This window comes from Paenirhodobacter populi (genome assembly GCF_004022215.1).
GTDB classification, from domain to species: domain Bacteria; phylum Pseudomonadota; class Alphaproteobacteria; order Rhodobacterales; family Rhodobacteraceae; genus Rhodobacter; species Rhodobacter populi.
In genome coordinates this window covers 48,242-63,628 of record NZ_SAUZ01000011.1, presented here as the reverse complement: position 1 = coordinate 63,628, position 15,387 = coordinate 48,242, and the positions used below count along the sequence as shown (strand labels likewise).

Genomic DNA, 15,387 nt, shown 5'->3' with positions numbered 1-15,387 from the left:
ACATCGGCATCCCCCCGCTCCGGCGCCAAAGCACACCGTGGACGCGCGCGCCGCTTGCCGTAGGGCCGCCGCAATGGCATTAAGAAAGACGCAGCAGGCGTCCCGGCATCGCTCGATGTCCCGGCGCCATCACCGCAAAGGGCGGAACGCCCCGACAACCGGATCGTGCGGCGAACATCCCGGACCTTTGCCCGAAAGGAACACGCCATGACCGAGACATCCTCCATCGCGATCCCCGATGCGACGACCGAGCCGCGGCTGACCTCCCTTGCGCATGGCGGGGGCTGCGGCTGCAAGATCGCCCCCGGCGTTCTGGAACAGATCCTGCATGGCGCCACCGCGCTGCCGGTTCCGCCCGAATTGCTGGTCGGGATCGAAACCTCGGACGATGCGGCCGTCTACCGGCTCAATGACCGGCAGGCGATCGTCGCCACGACGGATTTCTTCATGCCGATCGTCGATGACCCGCGCGATTTCGGCCGCATCGCCGCGACCAATGCGATCAGCGACGTCTATGCGATGGGCGGCACGCCGATCTTTGCGCTGGCGATCGTGGGAATGCCGGTCAACGCCCTGTCGCAGGGCACGATCCGCGGCATCCTCGACGGCGGCGCCGAGGCCTGCCGCGCCGCGGGCATTCCGATCGCCGGCGGCCACACGATCGATTCGGTCGAGCCGATCTATGGCCTCGTCGCCATCGGCCTTGTGGATCCCGCGCATATCCGCCGCAATGCCGATGCGCGCCCGGGCGATGTGCTGATCCTCGGCAAGCCGCTTGGCGTCGGCATCTTCTCGGCCGCGCTGAAGAAGGGCGCGCTGGATGCCGATGGCTATGCGCGCATGATCGCGACGACGACGCGGCTGAACACGCCCGGCCCGGATCTGGCGCGGATCGAGGGGGTTCACGCGATCACCGACGTGACGGGCTTCGGCCTTGGCGGCCATGCGCTCGAGGTCGCGCGGGGCTCGGGTCACGGGGTGGAGATCGACTGGGCGGCGGTGCCGTTCCTGCAAGGGGCGCGCGATCTGGCGGGGCAAGGGTATATCACCGGCGCCTCCGGCCGGAACTGGACGAGCTATGGCGCGGGCATCCGCTTCGGGCACGAGATGCTGGATCTCGACCGGGCGCTTCTGTGCGATCCGCAGACGAGCGGCGGCCTGCTGGTCGCCTGCGCGCCCGAGGCGGCGGACGAGGTGCTGACCTGCTTCCGTGCCGAAGGCTTCGACGAGGCCACGGCGATCGGGCGGGTGATCGCCGGGGAGCCGCTGCTCCACATCCTCTGACCGTCAGGCTCTGACCGTCAGGGCAGGATCGACAGCCAGACCCAGATCGTCAGCAGCGAGGCGATGGTCGAGATAAGCACCGAGGAGGCCGCGACGCGCTTGGCCGCGCCATACATGTCGGCGAACAGATAGGCGTTGATGCCGGGTGCCATCGCGGCCGTCAGCACGGCGGCGCGCAGCGGCCCGGTGTCCAGATCCAGCACCCAGCGGCCCAGCACATAGGCGATGCCGGGATGCACGACCAGCGAACACAGCACCACCATCGTGATGGCGCGGCCGTCGCCCTCGGGCTTGTAGCGGTGCAGCACGCCGCCCAGACCGAACAGCGCCACCGGCACGCCCGAGGCGCCCAGCATCAGCAGCGCATCCCACAGGGGCTTCGGCAGGTCATGCCCGGTCAGCGACATGCCGATATTCGCCGCGAAACCGATGACGATGCCGATCACCATCGGGGTGCGCATCACGCCCTTGGCCGCGTTCAGCGCGACCTGTCCAAGGCCCGCGCCGCGCGCGCGGGCGGCCTCCATCATCAGGATGCCGATGGTGAACAGCAGGGGCGAGTGGACGGCGATGATCGGCACCGTGTTCATCACGCCCTCGGCGCCATAGGCGCGCTCGGTGATCGGGATGCCGATCAGGACGGAATTGGAGAACAGGCAGCAGAACCCGATGGCCGCCGCGTCGACGGGGCTGCGCTTCAGCCATGTGCGCGACAGCACCACGCCGATCGCATAGGACAACAACGCACCGCTGTAGAAGGCGACGAGCGGCGCGAGGTGAAACCCGGTCCGCAGGTCGATCCGCGCCGTCTGGATCGCCAGCAGCACCGGCACCGCATAGGTCTGCGCGAATTTCATCAGCGAGCCGATCGCCGGTTCGACGAAGATGCCCTTCCACGCCGCCAGATATCCGAAGCCCATGACAAGGAAGACCGGCAGCAGGACGTCGGCAAGATTGCTCATGGGGCGGCGAACTCCAGCACCATGCCGTCATAGGCGGGCCGGACATTCGCCGGGGTTTCCGCAGCAACCGCGTCGTAATCGAGGTCGACATGCATGTTCGTCAGCACCGCCGAGGCCGCGCCCGCCCGTTCCACCCATTCCAGCGCGCGCGCCAGATGGGCATGCGTCGGATGCGGGCGGCGGCGCAAAGCGTCGACGATCCAGCAGTCGAGGCCCTGCAGATGCTCCCACGCGGGTTCCGGGATCGCGCTCACATCCGGCAGATAGGCGAGCCCGCCGATGCGAAAGCCGAGCGCGTCGATATTGCCGTGTTCCACCCGGAACGGGATGAAGGGAATGGTGCCGCCCGCGCCGGTGATCTCGAACGGGCCGCGGATCGCGCGCAATTCGCAGATCGGGTGGTAATTGCTGTCCGGCGGCTGCACGAAGGCATAGGCGAAGCGCGAGATCAGCGCCTCCTGCGTGTCGCTGTCGGCCCAGACGGGCAGGCGGCGTTCCATCAGGAAGGCGACCTGCCGCAGATCGTCGAGCCCGTGGACATGATCGGCATGGGGATGGGTGTAGACCACGGCGTCCAGCTCGCCCACCCCGGCGCGCAGCAACTGTTCGCGCAGATCGGGCGTGGTGTCGATCAGCACGCGGGTGATTCCCTCGCGGGTGATGCGCTCGACCAGCATCGAACAGCGCAGACGCCGGTTGCGCGGGTTTTCCGGGTTGCATTCGCCCCAGATGTTGCCGATCCGCGGCACCCCGCCCGAGGAACCGCAGCCAAGGATGGTGAAGCGCAGCCGGCTCATTTCACGCCCTCCGCTTTCGCCGCACGGGAAAACAGCCGATCGAAATTGGCCGAGGTGCGGGCGGCGAATTCCGCATAGTCGAGCCCGAAGACCCCGGCGCCCACCCGCGCGGTCAGCGCGGAATAGGCGGGCTCGTTGCGGCGTCCGCGATGGGGCGGCGGGGCGAGATAGGGGCTGTCCGTCTCGACCAGGATGCGGTCGATGGGGGCAGCCGCAAAGATGTCGCGCAATGCCTGCGATTTCGGGAAGGCGGCGATGCCCGACATCGACAGGTAGAAACCCATTTCCAGCGCCTGTTCCGCCAGCCGCGCGCCCGAGGAAAAGCAATGCATGACACAGGTATAGGGCCGGATCTTCATCCCTTCCGCGAGGATTGCGGCGGTGTCCTCATCCGCGTCGCGGGTGTGGATGATCAGCGGCAGGCCGGTTTCCTGCGCCGCCTCGATATGGATGCGCAGCGAGGTTTTCTGCGCCTCGGCGCTGTCCGCCGAATAATGGTAGTCGAGCCCGGTTTCCCCGATCCCCACGAATTTCGGATGGGCGGCAAGGGCGATCAGCGCCTCGGCCGTGGCCATCGGTTCCTCATGCACGCTCATCGGATGGGTGCCGGCGGCGTAATAGACGCCCTCATGCGCCTCGGCGATGGCGCGCACGGCGGGTTCCTGCCGCAGCCGGGTGCAGATGGTGACCATCCGCGTCACCCCGGCGGCGCGGGCACGGCCGATCACCGCATCGCGTTCGCGGTCGAAGTCGCTGAAGTCGAGGTGGCAGTGGCTGTCGACGATTTCAGGCGGCAGGGTGTCGGGTTGCGGGTCGGTCTGCGCCAAAGAATTGTTTGCCACGGGGCTCGTCCTTTCGGCGGTTGCCTCATGCGGCAGCCGTAGTCATCTCCAGCACCATATCCATGACCAGCGCGGCGGGGTCAAGGTTCACCCCGCGCCCGTGGCGCGCGCGGGCGCCCAAAGACTGCTGGAGTGATGCCCATTTCATCGCTGCCGCGGCATTCGGGGCGAGGCGGGCGAACAGCTCCGACTCGCCCGGCGCGGCCTCGGGCACGGGCGGTCCCTGCACGCCGCTGCGCGCCAATCGGGCCAGAAACGTGTCGATCAGGCCCAGCATCAGGTCCAGCCGCGTCTCGTTCTGCTTGCCCGCCATCTGTTCGGCCAGCGCGATGGCCTGCGGCCGGTCGAGCCGGGGCAGCGTGGCGAAAAGCCGCACCAGCCGGGTATAGCCTTCCAGCCCGTCGAACCGGATCAACCGCACCGCCTCGCCCACCGAGCCCGCGGCCAGCGTGGCGAGCGCGGGGGTGTCGTCGCCCTCGGTCTCGATCCCCGCCTGGGCGAGCGCCTGCGCCATGTCGCCGGGCGCCAGCGGCACCAGCCGCAATTCCCGGCAGCGGGACCGGATCGTCGGCAAGAGCCGCGCCGGCTGATGCGTGACAAGCAGGAAGGTCACCCGTTCGGGCGGTTCCTCCAGCAGTTTCAGCAGCGCATTGGCGGCCTGGGTGTTCATCTCATCCGCCGCATCGACGATGACGACGCGCCGCCCGCCCTCGGCCGCCGAGAGGAACAGGAAGCTTTTCAGTCGCCGCACCTCATCGACGCGGATATCCTGCGAGAGCGCGGTTTCGCGGTCATTCATCCCGCGTTTCAGCACGAAGACGCCGGGTTCCGCCCCGGCGCGGATGCGCCGCGCCACCGGACTTTCGGGATCGGTGTCGAGCGTGCGCGCCATCCCCTGCTGCGTCAGCAGGAAGCGCGCGATGCGCCATGCCAACGTCGCCTTGCCCACGCCGCGCGGGCCGGTCAGCACCCAGCCGTGATGCAGACGCCCGGTGTTGAACGCATCCAGAAAATCCGCCTCGGCCCGGGACTGGCCGTAAAGATGCCCGGTGTCGCGCGGATGGGGGGCGCCTTCGACGGCGGTCGGATCGGGAAGTTCCGCCTCGCTCATTTCAAAGCCTCGCGCGTGATCGACATAATGTCGCGCGCAACCTCCGCCGGATCGCGCGCGCCGTCGATCACCCGGAAACGGGAGGAGAATTCTTCGGCAAGGGCCAGAAAACCCGCCCGCATCTTCTGTTGCAGCGGCAGGCCGAAATCCTCGAACCTTTCCTCATGCCCCCGGCGGCCCTTGGCGCGCGACAGGCCGATTTCCGGGTCGATGTCGATCAGGAAGGTCAGGTCGGGTTCGCGGCGGATCATCAGCCGGTGCAGTTCATCGACCAGATCGCGCAGATCGCCGCGGCTCAGCCCCTGATACATCCGGGTGGAATCGGCGAAACGGTCGGAGATGACGATCCGGCCTTGCGCCAGAGCGGGCTCGATCAGCCGTTCCAGATGGTCGCGCCGCGCGGCGGTGAACAGCAGGATCTCAGTTTCCGCGGACCAGCGGTCGGGATCGCCCTGCAGCACGAGGGCGCGGATCTCCTCCGCCCCCGGGCTGCCGCCGGGTTCGCGCGTCAAGACCGGATCGAGGCCAAGACCGCGCAGCGAATCTGCCAGCAACCGCGCTTGCGTGGATTTCCCGGATCCGTCGATGCCTTCAAAGGTGATGAACATCGGGCCTCAGCTGCCCACGGCCTGCGTGGCCGAGCTGATGACCCGCTGCATCAGATGCTGCGCCGCCGTCCGAACGCGCACGAGGAAGCCGCCCTCGGCCACGTCATGTTCCGCCAGCAGCGGCACCTTTTCCGGCTGCGCGAGCCCCGGCACCTGGATCACCAGATCGGCCAGATGATCGCCCGCCCGGATCGGCCCGACCTTTTGCGTGTCGGGATCGCGCGGCAGGGTGACCGGGCCGTCATAGACCACCTCGGCCCGGATCTGGTCCTGCGATCCCGTCGGCACCAGCACCTTCACATCCTCGCCGGGGACGAGGCCGACCGTCGCATCCGCGCCGAGCCAGACCGGCACCTCGGCCAGCCGCGTGCCCTTGGTGGCGATGGTCTTGGCGGTGAACTGGTGGAACGCCCAGTTGGAAATCGCCTCGCCCTCCTGCGCGCGTTCCCGTTCGGAATTCATCCCGCTCAGCACGAAGACGATGCGCCGATCCTCCATCACCGCCGAACCGACGAGACCGAAGCCCGCCTCCTGCGTGTGGCCGGTCTTCATCCCGTCCGCATGCCAGTCATAGCCCTTGATCGCCAGCAGCGGGTTGCGGTTGTTGGCATTGGCGGGCGAGCGGTTCTTGTAATCGTAGGTGGTTTCCGAAAACAGCGGGTAATATTGCGGATAGGTGGCGATCAGATGCGCGGCCAGCACGCCCAGATCGTGCATCGACATCCGCTGGCCGGGATCGGGCCAGCCCGAGGAATTGGTGAAGTTCGACTGCGTCAGGCCAAGCTCTTTCGCACGCCGGGTCATCCGCGCGGCAAAGGCCTCTTCGCTGCCGCCCAGACCTTCGAGCGTGGACAGGTTTTCCGCGACCACCACGCAGGCGTCGTTGCCCGAATTGATGATCATCCCCTGCATCAGTTCGCGCACCGTGGGGCGGTCCATCTCGTTCAGGAACATGGTCGAGCCGCCCATCGACTTCGCCTTGGTCGAGACGCTGAATTCGGTGTCCATCGAGACGATGCCCCGGTCCAGCGCCTCGAACAGCATGTTCAGCGTCATCAGCTTGGACATCGAGGCGGGGGGCAGGGGCACGTCCGCCTCTTTCTCCATCAGCACCGTTTTCGTCGTCATGTCATAGACCCATGCCGCCTTGGCGCGTGTCTCGAAGGCCGCGGCGGGCAGCGCCGTCGAAAGGGTGAGGCAGGCGATGGCGACGAGGCGAAGCAGACGCATGAGGGGTTCCTATTTCCTGACGGCATAGGCATCGGCATATCCGAGGCCTCTGATCTTTTTAAGCAGCAAATCCTGTTCGGCGGATGTTTTTACCGGGCCGGCGACGACGGACCAATAGGTTTTCCGGCCGGAAACCTGCTTGCGCAGCTCTCCCGGCGTGTCCGAACGGGCCAGCGCCTCCGCCGCCTGCCGGGCGTTCGCCTCGACCCCGAAAAGGCCGAGCTGCACATAATGACCGGGCGCGGCGGATTCGGCCGGGGCTTTCTCCGGTGCTTCCCGAGCCGCTTGCGGCGCGGCGGCATCGGCCTTTTCTGGAGTGGCTTTGGGGGTGGCGTCGGCCTTCGCCTGCGGGGGCGCCTTCGCTGCGGCGGCATCGGCTTTCACCGATGCCTTCGGCGCGGCAGGATCGGCTTTTGCCGGAGTGGCTTGGGGGGCGACGTCGGCCTTCGCCTGAGGGGGCGCCTTCGTTGCGGCGGCATCGGCTTTCACCGATTCCTTGGCAGGATCGGCTTTTGCCGCCGGAGCGGTAGCCGCGGCCTTCGCCGCGGTCCCGGCAGGCGGTTTCCCGGCCTTGTCCTCCGGTGGGTCTACCCGTTCCAGCGCGACGATCGACAGTTTGGCCGGCGCTCCGGCCAGCATGCCAAGCGCCTCCGCCGCGTCGGAGGATACCTGCAACGGTATGCCGGGCAGATTGCGTTCGCGCCGGAACAGCGCCCCGGCGATGGACTTGCCGTTTTCGGTATTGCGGATCAGGACGCGCCGCGGGCTCTTGACGCCCGGATGCGCGACCCAGACCCCACCGAGCGAGGGACGCCCATCCCACAGCCCCGGCTCCGTCCGGGAATAGGTCTTGGGGGCCTCGACCTCGCCCGATACGGCCGCGCCGGCGGCCAGACGGGCGCCGGATGTCGGCGCCTCCGTACACGCACAAAGGGCGAATGCCATTCCCAGCATGATACCGACCTGTATTGACCCGCGCATGGCCATCGCGCTTCCCCCGTCCGGAATCGGTGACCCGAATGTCACCAGCGACGGAGAGGCTAACGCCACGTGCTTAACAGGACTTTATCCGCAGCCGGGAAGCGAGAAAAGCATGCCCGATCGCTTTGCCGGGAAAACGGCTCACCGGCGGCTCATAATTGCGTGAAGGGGGGGGCTGCAGGGTGGCAGATAGGATCGCGCCGCGAAATCGGGCGCGGATCCGGGCGGCAGGCCCGCTAGAGCCTGCCACGGGAGATCAGATGATCTTCACCTGTGTGCCGATCGGGCACAGCTCGTAAAGTTCAGCGATTTTCGCGTTGAAGGTGCCGATGCAGCCCGAGGAGCTGCGGCGGCCGATCTTGCGCGTGTCATGGGTGCCGTGGATGATATAGGCGGGCCAGCTCAGATACATCGCATGGGTGCCCAGTGGATTGTCCGGTCCCGGCGGCATCGCGTGCAGCGTCGGATCCCGCGCGATCATCGAGGCGGTGGGCGTCCAGCTCGGCCCGACCTTCTTGCGCACGATTTCCGTATAGCCGCGCTTGGTCAGCTCGTCGCTCATCGGCACCGAGGTCGGATAGATCCGGTAATCCGTCCCGCCGACCGACCAGTAATGCAGCGCCTTGGACCGCGTGTCGGCGATCAGCGTCACCCTGTTGAGGTCGTCGAAATGATCCTGCCAGAGGATCTCGCGGAAGGACGAGATGTTGCTGCGCGCGGCCTGGGCGACGATCGCCTGCTGCTCGGCCATCGGAATGTCCTGCGTCGCGGCACGGGCGAGCGCGGGGGTGAACAGCGATGCTGCGCCCGCCGCCAGGGCCACACGCCGGGTCAGGCGAATTGTCGGCATGGAATGGCTCCTTTCACTGATCCTGTCCAATATATCATGGACTTGCATTCATGCTCTGCCACGGAGCGATGCCCCCGTCATCTCACGAAGACGCGAGCGGGCCGCCCCGACTCAAACGGCCCTTCCTCCATGCGGGGAAAGGGCCGGAAAAGCGGGGGCGCGGCGAGGTTACCTCGGGCCGATCATCATCACCATCTGCCGGCCTTCCAGCTTCGGCATGCTTTCGACCTTGCCCAGATCGCCGACATCGGCGGCGACGCGGTTGAGCAGTTCCACGCCCAGCTGCTGGTGCGCCATTTCCCGGCCGCGGAAGCGCAGGGTGACCTTCACCTTGTCGCCATCGCCCAGGAACTTCAGCACCGAGCGCATCTTCACCTCATAGTCATGGGTGTCGGTGCCGGGGCGGAACTTGATTTCCTTGATCTCGATGATCTTCTGCTTCTTGCGGGCTTCGGCCTCGCGCTTCTGCTGTTCGTATTTGAACTTGCCGAAGTCCATGATCTTGCAGACAGGGGGAACGGCGGTGGGCGAGATCTCGACCAGATCCAGCCCGGCTTCCTCTGCCATGGCCATTGCGCGCGCCGGGGTGACGACTCCGACGTTTTCGCCATCTGCGCCGATCAGGCGGATTTCCGGTGCGCGGATGCGGTCGTTGATCCGGGGGCCGGTTTCGCGTTGCGGCGGGGCGTTGTGCGGTCTGCGGGCTATGGCTGTCATCCTTCTGTAGCCAAATGGAGTGGCGCGCAAAATAGGGGCGATGGCGCCTTTATTCAACCGGAATCGGCATGTTCCGTCAGCGCGTCGCGGCGATCCGGCGGTTTTTGCAATCTGCGTAAAATTTAATCCGATGACGGGGAACCCGGTTCCTTTCCGGGTGTTGGAAACCGGATAATACCATCTGAAGAGAGGTGAGGATATGGGCAAGGTTCTTGGGCTGGCCGCCGTGGTTCTGGCGGCGCTGGCAGCCGGGCTTTGGTATGTCAACCGGACACCCGAGGGACAGCAGGCCGCAACCGATGCGGCGCGCACGACCGAAGAGACGACGCAGGCCGTCAAGGACGCGGTGCAGAGCGGCGCCGACAGGCTTGGCGAAGCGGCGCAGCAGGGCGCGGACGCCGTGGGCGAGGCCGCGCAGAGCGGCGCCGAGGCGATCGGCGAGGCTGTCGACAGCGCCGGCCACGCGGCGGAGAATGCCGCCGATCAGGCGCAGGATGCCGCGCGGGGCGCCGAGGATGCGGCGCAGAGTGCCGCCGAGGCCGCCCGCGAAACCGCGACGCAGGCCGGTGACGCCGCCGCCGAAGCCGCCCGCAACGCCGCCACGGCGGCGGATGACGCGGCCTCGGACGCGCTCGACAAGGCCGAAGCCGCGCGCGAGGCCGCCGGGCAGGCGGTCGAGAATGCACAGCAATCCGCCTCGGAAACCGCCACCGATGCGATGAACACCGCCCGCGACGCGGCACAAAGGGCCGAGGGCGCGGCGGATCAGGCGGTGGATTCGGCGCGCGAGGCGGCCTCGAACGCCGAAACGGCCGGGGTGAATGCGCTCCATGAGGCCGGGCAGGCGCTGACGGTTTCGGGCTTTAACGCCGACAGGGTGACGGCGCTGATTGACGGATCGTCGCTCGCCGACACCACGAAAGCGACGCTGAAAACCGCCGTGCAGGAGGCGCGCGAGGATGCCGCCAAGGTGCCCGAGGTGGTTGCCAGGGTGCGCGCGGCCTTCGGCCTGCAATGACCCGGACATGAAACAGAACGCCGCCCCAAAAGGGCGGCGTTCGTCATTATTCAACAGGGTCGGTATCCGTTAGGTCGGTAGACGCCTCAAGTTCGCTCAAATCGGCCTTCTGCCTTCATTCTTCCATAAATATCCCGGGGGTGAGCCCGGAACGGGCGAGGGGGCTGGCCCCCTTGCGACCCATCCTCCCGCGCCCCGGAACTTGCCCTCAGACACCTTCGCCGACGAAGGCCTTCTCGACCACATATTCCTTCGGTTCGGAATTCGCGCCCTCGCGCAGGCCGAAGCCTTCCAGAACCTCCATCACGTCCTTGTTGAAGGCAAGCGAGCCGCAGACCATCGCCCGGTCGGTTTCCGCCGACATCGGCGCGATGCCCAGATCGGTGAAGACCTTGCCGGATTTCAGGTTCTCGGTGATCCGGCCCATGTGGGGAAAGTCCTCGCGCGTCGTCGTCGGATAATATTTCAGCTTGTCGCCCACGAGTTCGCCGATCAGCGGATCTTCCCTCAGGCTTTCGACGAGCACCCGGCCGTATTCCAGCTCATCCACCGTGCGGCAGGTGTGCATCATCACCACTTCGTCGAATTTCTCATAGGTCTCCGGCTCGCGCATGAGCGAGGCGAAAGGCGCGATCCCGGTGCCGGTCGCCAGGAACCAGACCCGCTTGCCGGGCAGCAGCGCGTCATGCACCAGCGTGCCCACGGGCTTCGGGCGCAGGATGATCTCATCCCCCGGTTTGATGTGCTGCAGCTTCGAGGTCAGCGGCCCGTCCGGCACCTTGATCGAGTAGAACTCCAGCTCCTCGTCCCAGGCGGGCGAGGCGATCGAATAGGCGCGCAGGAGCGGCTTGCCGTTGTCGCCCATCAGCCCGATCATCACGAATTCGCCCGAGCGGAACCGCAGCGATTGCGGACGGGTCACGCGGAAGGAAAACAGCCGGTCGTTCCAGTGCCGGACCGCGGTCACGGTCTGGGCATCGGGCAGGAGCTTGGGCGCGGGAACGGCGGCGGTGGCTGTGGCGGTCTGGGTCACGGGAAAAACCTTGCTTCTGGCCCGGGCGGTCCGGGGAGGGCGGCCGCGGGGGCGGTGGATCATTCTGGCGGTGGGCTGCCCGTGTCATACGCGCAAAGCGCGCGGCGGGCAAACCCGTTCAGCCCTTCATCCGGGCACGGTAGTCATGGGCGCGCCAGTCGGCGCGGAATTTCCATTGCTCCTCGGGCTGGCGCGCGGCCAGATCGTCGGGGATTTCCACCTCGTCGAAGCCCGAGCGGCGCGCCATCGCATATTGGTCGGCGATCACCGGCCCGACGGCACGCAGCCGCCCGGCATAGCCCGCGTCGCGCAGACGCCGCGCCAGCGTGAAGCCGCGCCCGTCGGAAAAGGACGGAAACAGGATGCGCACCATATCGGCGCCCGAGGCAAGCTGGACAAGCTCGTCGGACTTGATGTCCGAGGCGATCTCGACCGCCGTTCCGGCGAAATCCTCGGCGTGGAAACCGTCGTCGCGCACGATCACGCTCATGCCGCATTCTCCTTGTTGCCATTCGCGCGCACGATCTTGCCGCCGATGAAATGGATGCCGCATTCCGTCTTCTGGCTGCCGCGCCAGCGGCCGGCGCGCGGATCCTCGCCGGGTTTCACCGGCGAGGTGCAGGGCGCGCAGCCGATCGAAGGGTAGCCCTTCGCCACCAGCGGATGCCGGGGCAGGCGGTTCTGCACCATGTATTCTTCCAGATCCTCGCGCCCCCAATGGGCAAGCGGGTTGATCTTCATCCGGGTCGGCGTCTCGACCTCGAAGAAGTCGAGCGCGGCGCGCGTCGCGGCCTGATAGCGCTTGCGCCCGGTGATCCAGGCGTCGAACCCCGACAGGGCCTGTTCCAGCGGCACCGTCTTGCGCAGCGCGCAGCAGGCGTCGGTGTTGAACTGGTGGAGCGTGCCGTCCGGATCCTCGAGGTCCAGCATCGCCTGTTCGGCGGTGATGGTGCGCACATCGGTCAGCCCGAGCGAGCGCGACACCTCGCGCTGATAGTCCAGCGTCTCCTGAAACAGCATCAGCGTATCGACGAACAGCACCGGCGTGCCCGGCGAGATCAGCGACACCATGTGCAGCAGCACCACCGATTCCGCCCCGAAGGAGGAAACCAGCGCGACATTGCCAACCTCGGGGTCCTTCAGCGCCTTTTCCATCACCGTGACGGCGGCATGGTGGCGATAGCGGTCGTTCAGCGCCGCGGCGCGTTGGGCTATATCAGGCTGCATCGCGGTTCTCGCCATAAAGCGCCTCCTTGAACGGCGCGGCGCCAAGGCGGCGGAAGGCGTCGATGAACGTTTCGGCGGGCGATTCCCGCAGCGCCAGATAGGCGCGCAGGATCCGCTCGATCGCCGGCACCACCTCGTCATAGGCGAAGCCCGGCCCGGTCTTGTCGCCGATCGCGGCCTGCGGCCCGGCATCCCCGCCAAGCGTGATCTGGTAATTCTCCACCCCCGCGCGGTCGAGCCCGAGGATCCCGATGTGCCCGATGTGGTGATGTCCGCAGGCGTTGATGCAGCCCGAGATCTTGATCTTCAGGTTGCCGATCTCGTCTTCCAGCCCGATGTCGCGGAAATGCGTGGCGAGGTTTTCCGCCACGGGGATCGAGCGCGCCGTCGCCAGCGCGCAGTAATCCATGCCGGGGCAGCAGATCATGTCGGACAGAAGCCCGACATTCGCCGTGGCCAGCCCCGCACGCAGCAGCTCGGCATGGACGGCGGGCAGGTCGGCCTTCGCCACATGCGGCAGCACGACGTTCTGTTCATGGCTGATGCGCAGCTCGCCATAGCCATAACGGTCGGCGAGATCGGCCATCACCCGCATCTGGTCCGCCGTCGCGTCGCCCGGCGTCTTGCCATGCTCCTTGAGCGAGATGGTCACGATCGCATGGTTCTCGACCTTGTGCGCGGTGATGTTGCGCGCGACCCAGCGGCGGAAGACCGGATCGACCGACAGAGCCGCCTCATAGGAGTCGACCGGATCGTTCTTGAACGCGGGCGGGGCGAACTGCGCCGCGATCACGCGCAGGATCTCCTGATCGACGCCGGAGAAGGTCGGGCGGATGCGGGCGAATTCCTCCTCCACCGCCGCCTTGAAGGCGTCGAGGCCATTCTCGAACACGGTGATCTTGATCCGCGCCTTGTATTTGTTGTCGCGCCGACCCATCAGGTTGTAGGTCGAGATCACGGCCTCCAGATAGGGCAGCAGGTCGGCCACGGGCAGGAAGTCGCGGATCACCTGACCCAGCATCGGCGTCCGGCCAAGGCCGCCGCCCACCAGCACCTTCAGCCCGATCTCGCCGTCCTTTTCCACCAGTTGCAGGCCGATGTCATGGGCGCGGATGACGGCGCGGTCGGCCTCGGTCCCGGTGATGGCGATCTTGAACTTGCGCGGCAGGAACTGGAATTCCGCATGGTCGGTGGACCATTCGCGGATCAGCTCGGCGATCGGGCGGGGGTCGGCGATCTCATCCGCCGCGGCGCCGGCGAAGACGTCGGTCGTCGTGTTGCGGATCGTGTTGCCCGAGGTCTGGATCGCGTGCATCTGCACATCGGCCAGCGCGTCGATGATATCCGGCACATCCACGAGCTTGGGCCAGTTGAACTGGATGTTCTGGCGCGTGGTGAAATGGCCGTAGCCTTCGTCCCATCGCTCGGCGATCATCGCGAGCTGGCGCATCTGCCCGGCGGACAGCGTGCCATAGGGGATCGCGATCCGCAGCATATAGGCATGCAGCTGCAGATAGAGCCCGTTCATCAGGCGCAGCGGGCGGAATTCCTCTTCGGTCAACGAGCCGTCCAGCCGCCGTTCCACCTGCTGGCGGAACTGCGCGGCGCGGGCGCGCACGAAGGCTTCGTCGAAATCCGAATATTCATACATGTGCCGTCCCCCGCTTGCTGTCCGCTTGCTTGCCCAGATCGTAATTCGAAGGCCCCCGCGAACGGAAGGCCTCGCGGAAATGCACAGGCTCCGGCCCGTCCGGCCCGGCCTTGGCATCCGCCAGATAGGCGCCGACGACGATGCCCGACTGGCCATGCGCCTTCAGCAGGCGCAGCTCGGCATCGGCTTCGTCCTCCAGCAGCTCCGCCTCGGCATGGCATCGCGTCCAGTCCCCCGAGGCGGTCATATAGACGACATCCCCCAGCCGCAGGTCATTGGCGGTGAGGACTTTCGGGGTGAATTTGCGGGCCATGTCTCCCTCCGGAATTTGGCGGGCTGTGAATCTCTGTCGCTATATAGGAAATTTTCCCTGTGCTGCGCTATTCCCCATTGAAAATAAGTCCATATGTTTCGTATGGCGGGGCATGGAATACGTATTTCCCGCGAAACGGAGAAAACGCGAATGACTGTCCGCCTCGATGACCTCGACCGGAAAATCCTCTCTCAATTGCAGGAGGATGCGAGCCAGTCTCTCGACGATATCGCCCGCAAGGTGGGCTCGTCGAAGACCCCGGTGTGGAACCGGATCCGACGGATGAAGGAGCAGGGCGTGATCGGCCGGCAGACCGTCCTGCTGGATCCCGAGACGCTGGGGCTGGAGGCCTGCTTCTTCGTGCTGATCCGCACGTCGGAGCATGAGGCCGCCTGGCAGCACCGCTTCCTCGCCGCCCTGCGCGCCCGCCCCGAGGTGCAGGAGGCGCACCGGCTGGCGGGCGACATCGACTATATCCTCAAGGTCCGGGTCAAGAACGCCCGCGCCTATGATGAGTTCTATCAGGCGCTGATTTCCGAGGTGAAGATCCACAACGTCACCGCGCTGCTGTCGATGGAAGAGATCAAGTCGACGACGTTGCTGCCGCTGTGAGGGGGGGCAGGGGCGCTGCCCCTCTTGCCCGTTCCGGGCAATTCACCCCGGGATATTTATGGAAACACGATGGCAGAAAAGCGGGGCTTCCGGGCAGGACAAGACCTCCGGACCTTCCTGATTTCGTGTTTCCATAAATATCCCGGGGGGT

Annotated in this window: 17 protein-coding genes; 3 read left to right on the top strand and 14 right to left on the bottom strand. The window is 66.5% G+C overall.

From position 1 onward, the window contains the following. Positions 1-207 precede the first annotated feature (207 nt). A complete protein-coding gene (gene selD / locus D2T30_RS10425; protein WP_128208819.1) occupies positions 208-1,284 on the top strand; it encodes a selenide, water dikinase SelD in 1,077 nt (358 codons plus the stop codon). 17 nt (positions 1,285-1,301) lie between these two features. On the opposite strand, the gene D2T30_RS10420 is transcribed toward selD, so the two are convergent. From D2T30_RS10420 to infC, 9 genes are all read right to left on the bottom strand, one after another. Further along, complete coding sequence (locus tag D2T30_RS10420; RefSeq protein WP_128182375.1) at positions 1,302-2,246, bottom strand: AEC family transporter; 945 nt, start codon at positions 2,244-2,246, stop codon at positions 1,302-1,304. Beyond that, a complete protein-coding gene (locus tag D2T30_RS10415) occupies positions 2,243-3,043 on the bottom strand; it encodes an MBL fold metallo-hydrolase (RefSeq protein ID WP_128182373.1) in 801 nt (266 codons plus the stop codon). The genes D2T30_RS10420 and D2T30_RS10415 overlap by 4 nt, the downstream gene beginning before the upstream one ends. Then, complete coding sequence (locus D2T30_RS10410) at positions 3,040-3,885, bottom strand: TatD family hydrolase (protein ID WP_241651238.1); 846 nt, start codon at positions 3,883-3,885, stop codon at positions 3,040-3,042. Before D2T30_RS10410 ends, D2T30_RS10415 begins: the two co-directional genes overlap by 4 nt. A 25-nt stretch (positions 3,886-3,910) precedes the next feature. Further along, entirely contained in the window at positions 3,911-4,996 is a 1,086-nt protein-coding gene (locus D2T30_RS10405; protein WP_128208818.1) for a DNA polymerase III subunit delta', read from the bottom strand. Further along, positions 4,993-5,604 carry a dTMP kinase gene (tmk, locus tag D2T30_RS10400; protein ID WP_128208817.1) on the bottom strand — a complete coding sequence of 204 codons (612 nt, stop codon included), beginning with the start codon at positions 5,602-5,604 and terminating at the stop codon, positions 4,993-4,995. Before tmk ends, D2T30_RS10405 begins: the two co-directional genes overlap by 4 nt. A gap of 6 nt (positions 5,605-5,610) precedes the next feature. Continuing rightward, positions 5,611-6,834, bottom strand: a complete 1,224-nt coding sequence (locus tag D2T30_RS10395; protein ID WP_128182367.1) for a D-alanyl-D-alanine carboxypeptidase family protein — start codon at positions 6,832-6,834, stop codon at positions 5,611-5,613. A gap of 9 nt (positions 6,835-6,843) precedes the next feature. Continuing rightward, positions 6,844-7,821 (bottom strand): SPOR domain-containing protein, encoded by a 978-nt coding sequence (locus D2T30_RS10390; protein WP_128208816.1) that lies wholly within the window; start codon positions 7,819-7,821, stop codon positions 6,844-6,846. Positions 7,822-8,071: 250 nt separating this feature from the next. After that, the gene (locus D2T30_RS10385) at positions 8,072-8,665 is read right to left on the bottom strand and encodes a L,D-transpeptidase (protein ID WP_128182363.1); all 594 of its coding nucleotides are present in this window, start codon (positions 8,663-8,665) and stop codon (positions 8,072-8,074) included. A 168-nt stretch (positions 8,666-8,833) separates the two neighbouring features. Further along, on the bottom strand, positions 8,834-9,382 hold the full coding sequence (gene infC / locus D2T30_RS10380) for a translation initiation factor IF-3 (RefSeq protein WP_164881729.1): 549 nt from the start codon (positions 9,380-9,382) through the stop codon (positions 8,834-8,836). A gap of 199 nt (positions 9,383-9,581) precedes the next feature. Here infC and D2T30_RS10375 point away from each other — a divergent pair, with 199 nt between their 5' ends. Then, a complete protein-coding gene (locus tag D2T30_RS10375; RefSeq protein WP_128208815.1) occupies positions 9,582-10,400 on the top strand; it encodes a hypothetical protein in 819 nt (272 codons plus the stop codon). A 208-nt stretch (positions 10,401-10,608) separates the two neighbouring features. Here the strand turns inward: D2T30_RS10375 and D2T30_RS10370 are convergent, their stop codons facing one another. From D2T30_RS10370 to D2T30_RS10350, 5 genes are all read right to left on the bottom strand, one after another. Beyond that, positions 10,609-11,433 carry a ferredoxin--NADP reductase gene (locus D2T30_RS10370; RefSeq protein WP_380729476.1) on the bottom strand — a complete coding sequence of 275 codons (825 nt, stop codon included), beginning with the start codon at positions 11,431-11,433 and terminating at the stop codon, positions 10,609-10,611. A gap of 118 nt (positions 11,434-11,551) precedes the next feature. Beyond that, positions 11,552-11,923, bottom strand: coding sequence for a DUF934 domain-containing protein (locus D2T30_RS10365; RefSeq protein WP_128208813.1), 372 nt, complete (start codon positions 11,921-11,923; stop codon positions 11,552-11,554). After that, complete coding sequence (locus D2T30_RS10360) at positions 11,920-12,675, bottom strand: phosphoadenylyl-sulfate reductase (RefSeq protein ID WP_241560634.1); 756 nt, start codon at positions 12,673-12,675, stop codon at positions 11,920-11,922. The genes D2T30_RS10365 and D2T30_RS10360 overlap by 4 nt, the downstream gene beginning before the upstream one ends. Next, the gene (locus D2T30_RS10355) at positions 12,650-14,311 is read right to left on the bottom strand and encodes a nitrite/sulfite reductase (protein ID WP_128208812.1); all 1,662 of its coding nucleotides are present in this window, start codon (positions 14,309-14,311) and stop codon (positions 12,650-12,652) included. The genes D2T30_RS10360 and D2T30_RS10355 overlap by 26 nt, the downstream gene beginning before the upstream one ends. Beyond that, entirely contained in the window at positions 14,304-14,624 is a 321-nt protein-coding gene (locus tag D2T30_RS10350) for a DUF2849 domain-containing protein (RefSeq protein ID WP_128182354.1), read from the bottom strand. Before D2T30_RS10350 ends, D2T30_RS10355 begins: the two co-directional genes overlap by 8 nt. Positions 14,625-14,774: 150 nt before the next feature. Between D2T30_RS10350 and D2T30_RS10345 the strand changes: the two genes are divergently transcribed. Further along, complete coding sequence (locus D2T30_RS10345; protein ID WP_128182352.1) at positions 14,775-15,236, top strand: Lrp/AsnC family transcriptional regulator; 462 nt, start codon at positions 14,775-14,777, stop codon at positions 15,234-15,236. Positions 15,237-15,387 lie beyond the last annotated feature (151 nt).

Coding starts and splice junctions, on each gene's coding strand:
- D2T30_RS10390 (WP_128208816.1), bottom strand. CDS start 7,821: ATGGCCATGCGCGGGTCAATACAGGTCGGTATCATGCTGGGAATGGCA.
- D2T30_RS10405 (WP_128208818.1), bottom strand. CDS start 4,996: ATGAGCGAGGCGGAACTTCCCGATCCGACCGCCGTCGAAGGCGCCCCC.
- D2T30_RS10375 (WP_128208815.1), top strand. CDS start 9,582: ATGGGCAAGGTTCTTGGGCTGGCCGCCGTGGTTCTGGCGGCGCTGGCA.
- D2T30_RS10365 (WP_128208813.1), bottom strand. CDS start 11,923: ATGAGCGTGATCGTGCGCGACGACGGTTTCCACGCCGAGGATTTCGCC.
- D2T30_RS10360 (WP_241560634.1), bottom strand. CDS start 12,675: ATGGCGAGAACCGCGATGCAGCCTGATATAGCCCAACGCGCCGCGGCG.
- tmk (WP_128208817.1), bottom strand. CDS start 5,604: ATGTTCATCACCTTTGAAGGCATCGACGGATCCGGGAAATCCACGCAA.
- D2T30_RS10355 (WP_128208812.1), bottom strand. CDS start 14,311: ATGTATGAATATTCGGATTTCGACGAAGCCTTCGTGCGCGCCCGCGCC.
- D2T30_RS10385 (WP_128182363.1), bottom strand. CDS start 8,665: ATGCCGACAATTCGCCTGACCCGGCGTGTGGCCCTGGCGGCGGGCGCA.
- selD (WP_128208819.1), top strand. CDS start 208: ATGACCGAGACATCCTCCATCGCGATCCCCGATGCGACGACCGAGCCG.
- D2T30_RS10420 (WP_128182375.1), bottom strand. CDS start 2,246: ATGAGCAATCTTGCCGACGTCCTGCTGCCGGTCTTCCTTGTCATGGGC.
- infC (WP_164881729.1), bottom strand. CDS start 9,382: ATGACAGCCATAGCCCGCAGACCGCACAACGCCCCGCCGCAACGCGAA.
- D2T30_RS10345 (WP_128182352.1), top strand. CDS start 14,775: ATGACTGTCCGCCTCGATGACCTCGACCGGAAAATCCTCTCTCAATTG.
- D2T30_RS10350 (WP_128182354.1), bottom strand. CDS start 14,624: ATGGCCCGCAAATTCACCCCGAAAGTCCTCACCGCCAATGACCTGCGG.
- D2T30_RS10415 (WP_128182373.1), bottom strand. CDS start 3,043: ATGAGCCGGCTGCGCTTCACCATCCTTGGCTGCGGTTCCTCGGGCGGG.
- D2T30_RS10395 (WP_128182367.1), bottom strand. CDS start 6,834: ATGCGTCTGCTTCGCCTCGTCGCCATCGCCTGCCTCACCCTTTCGACG.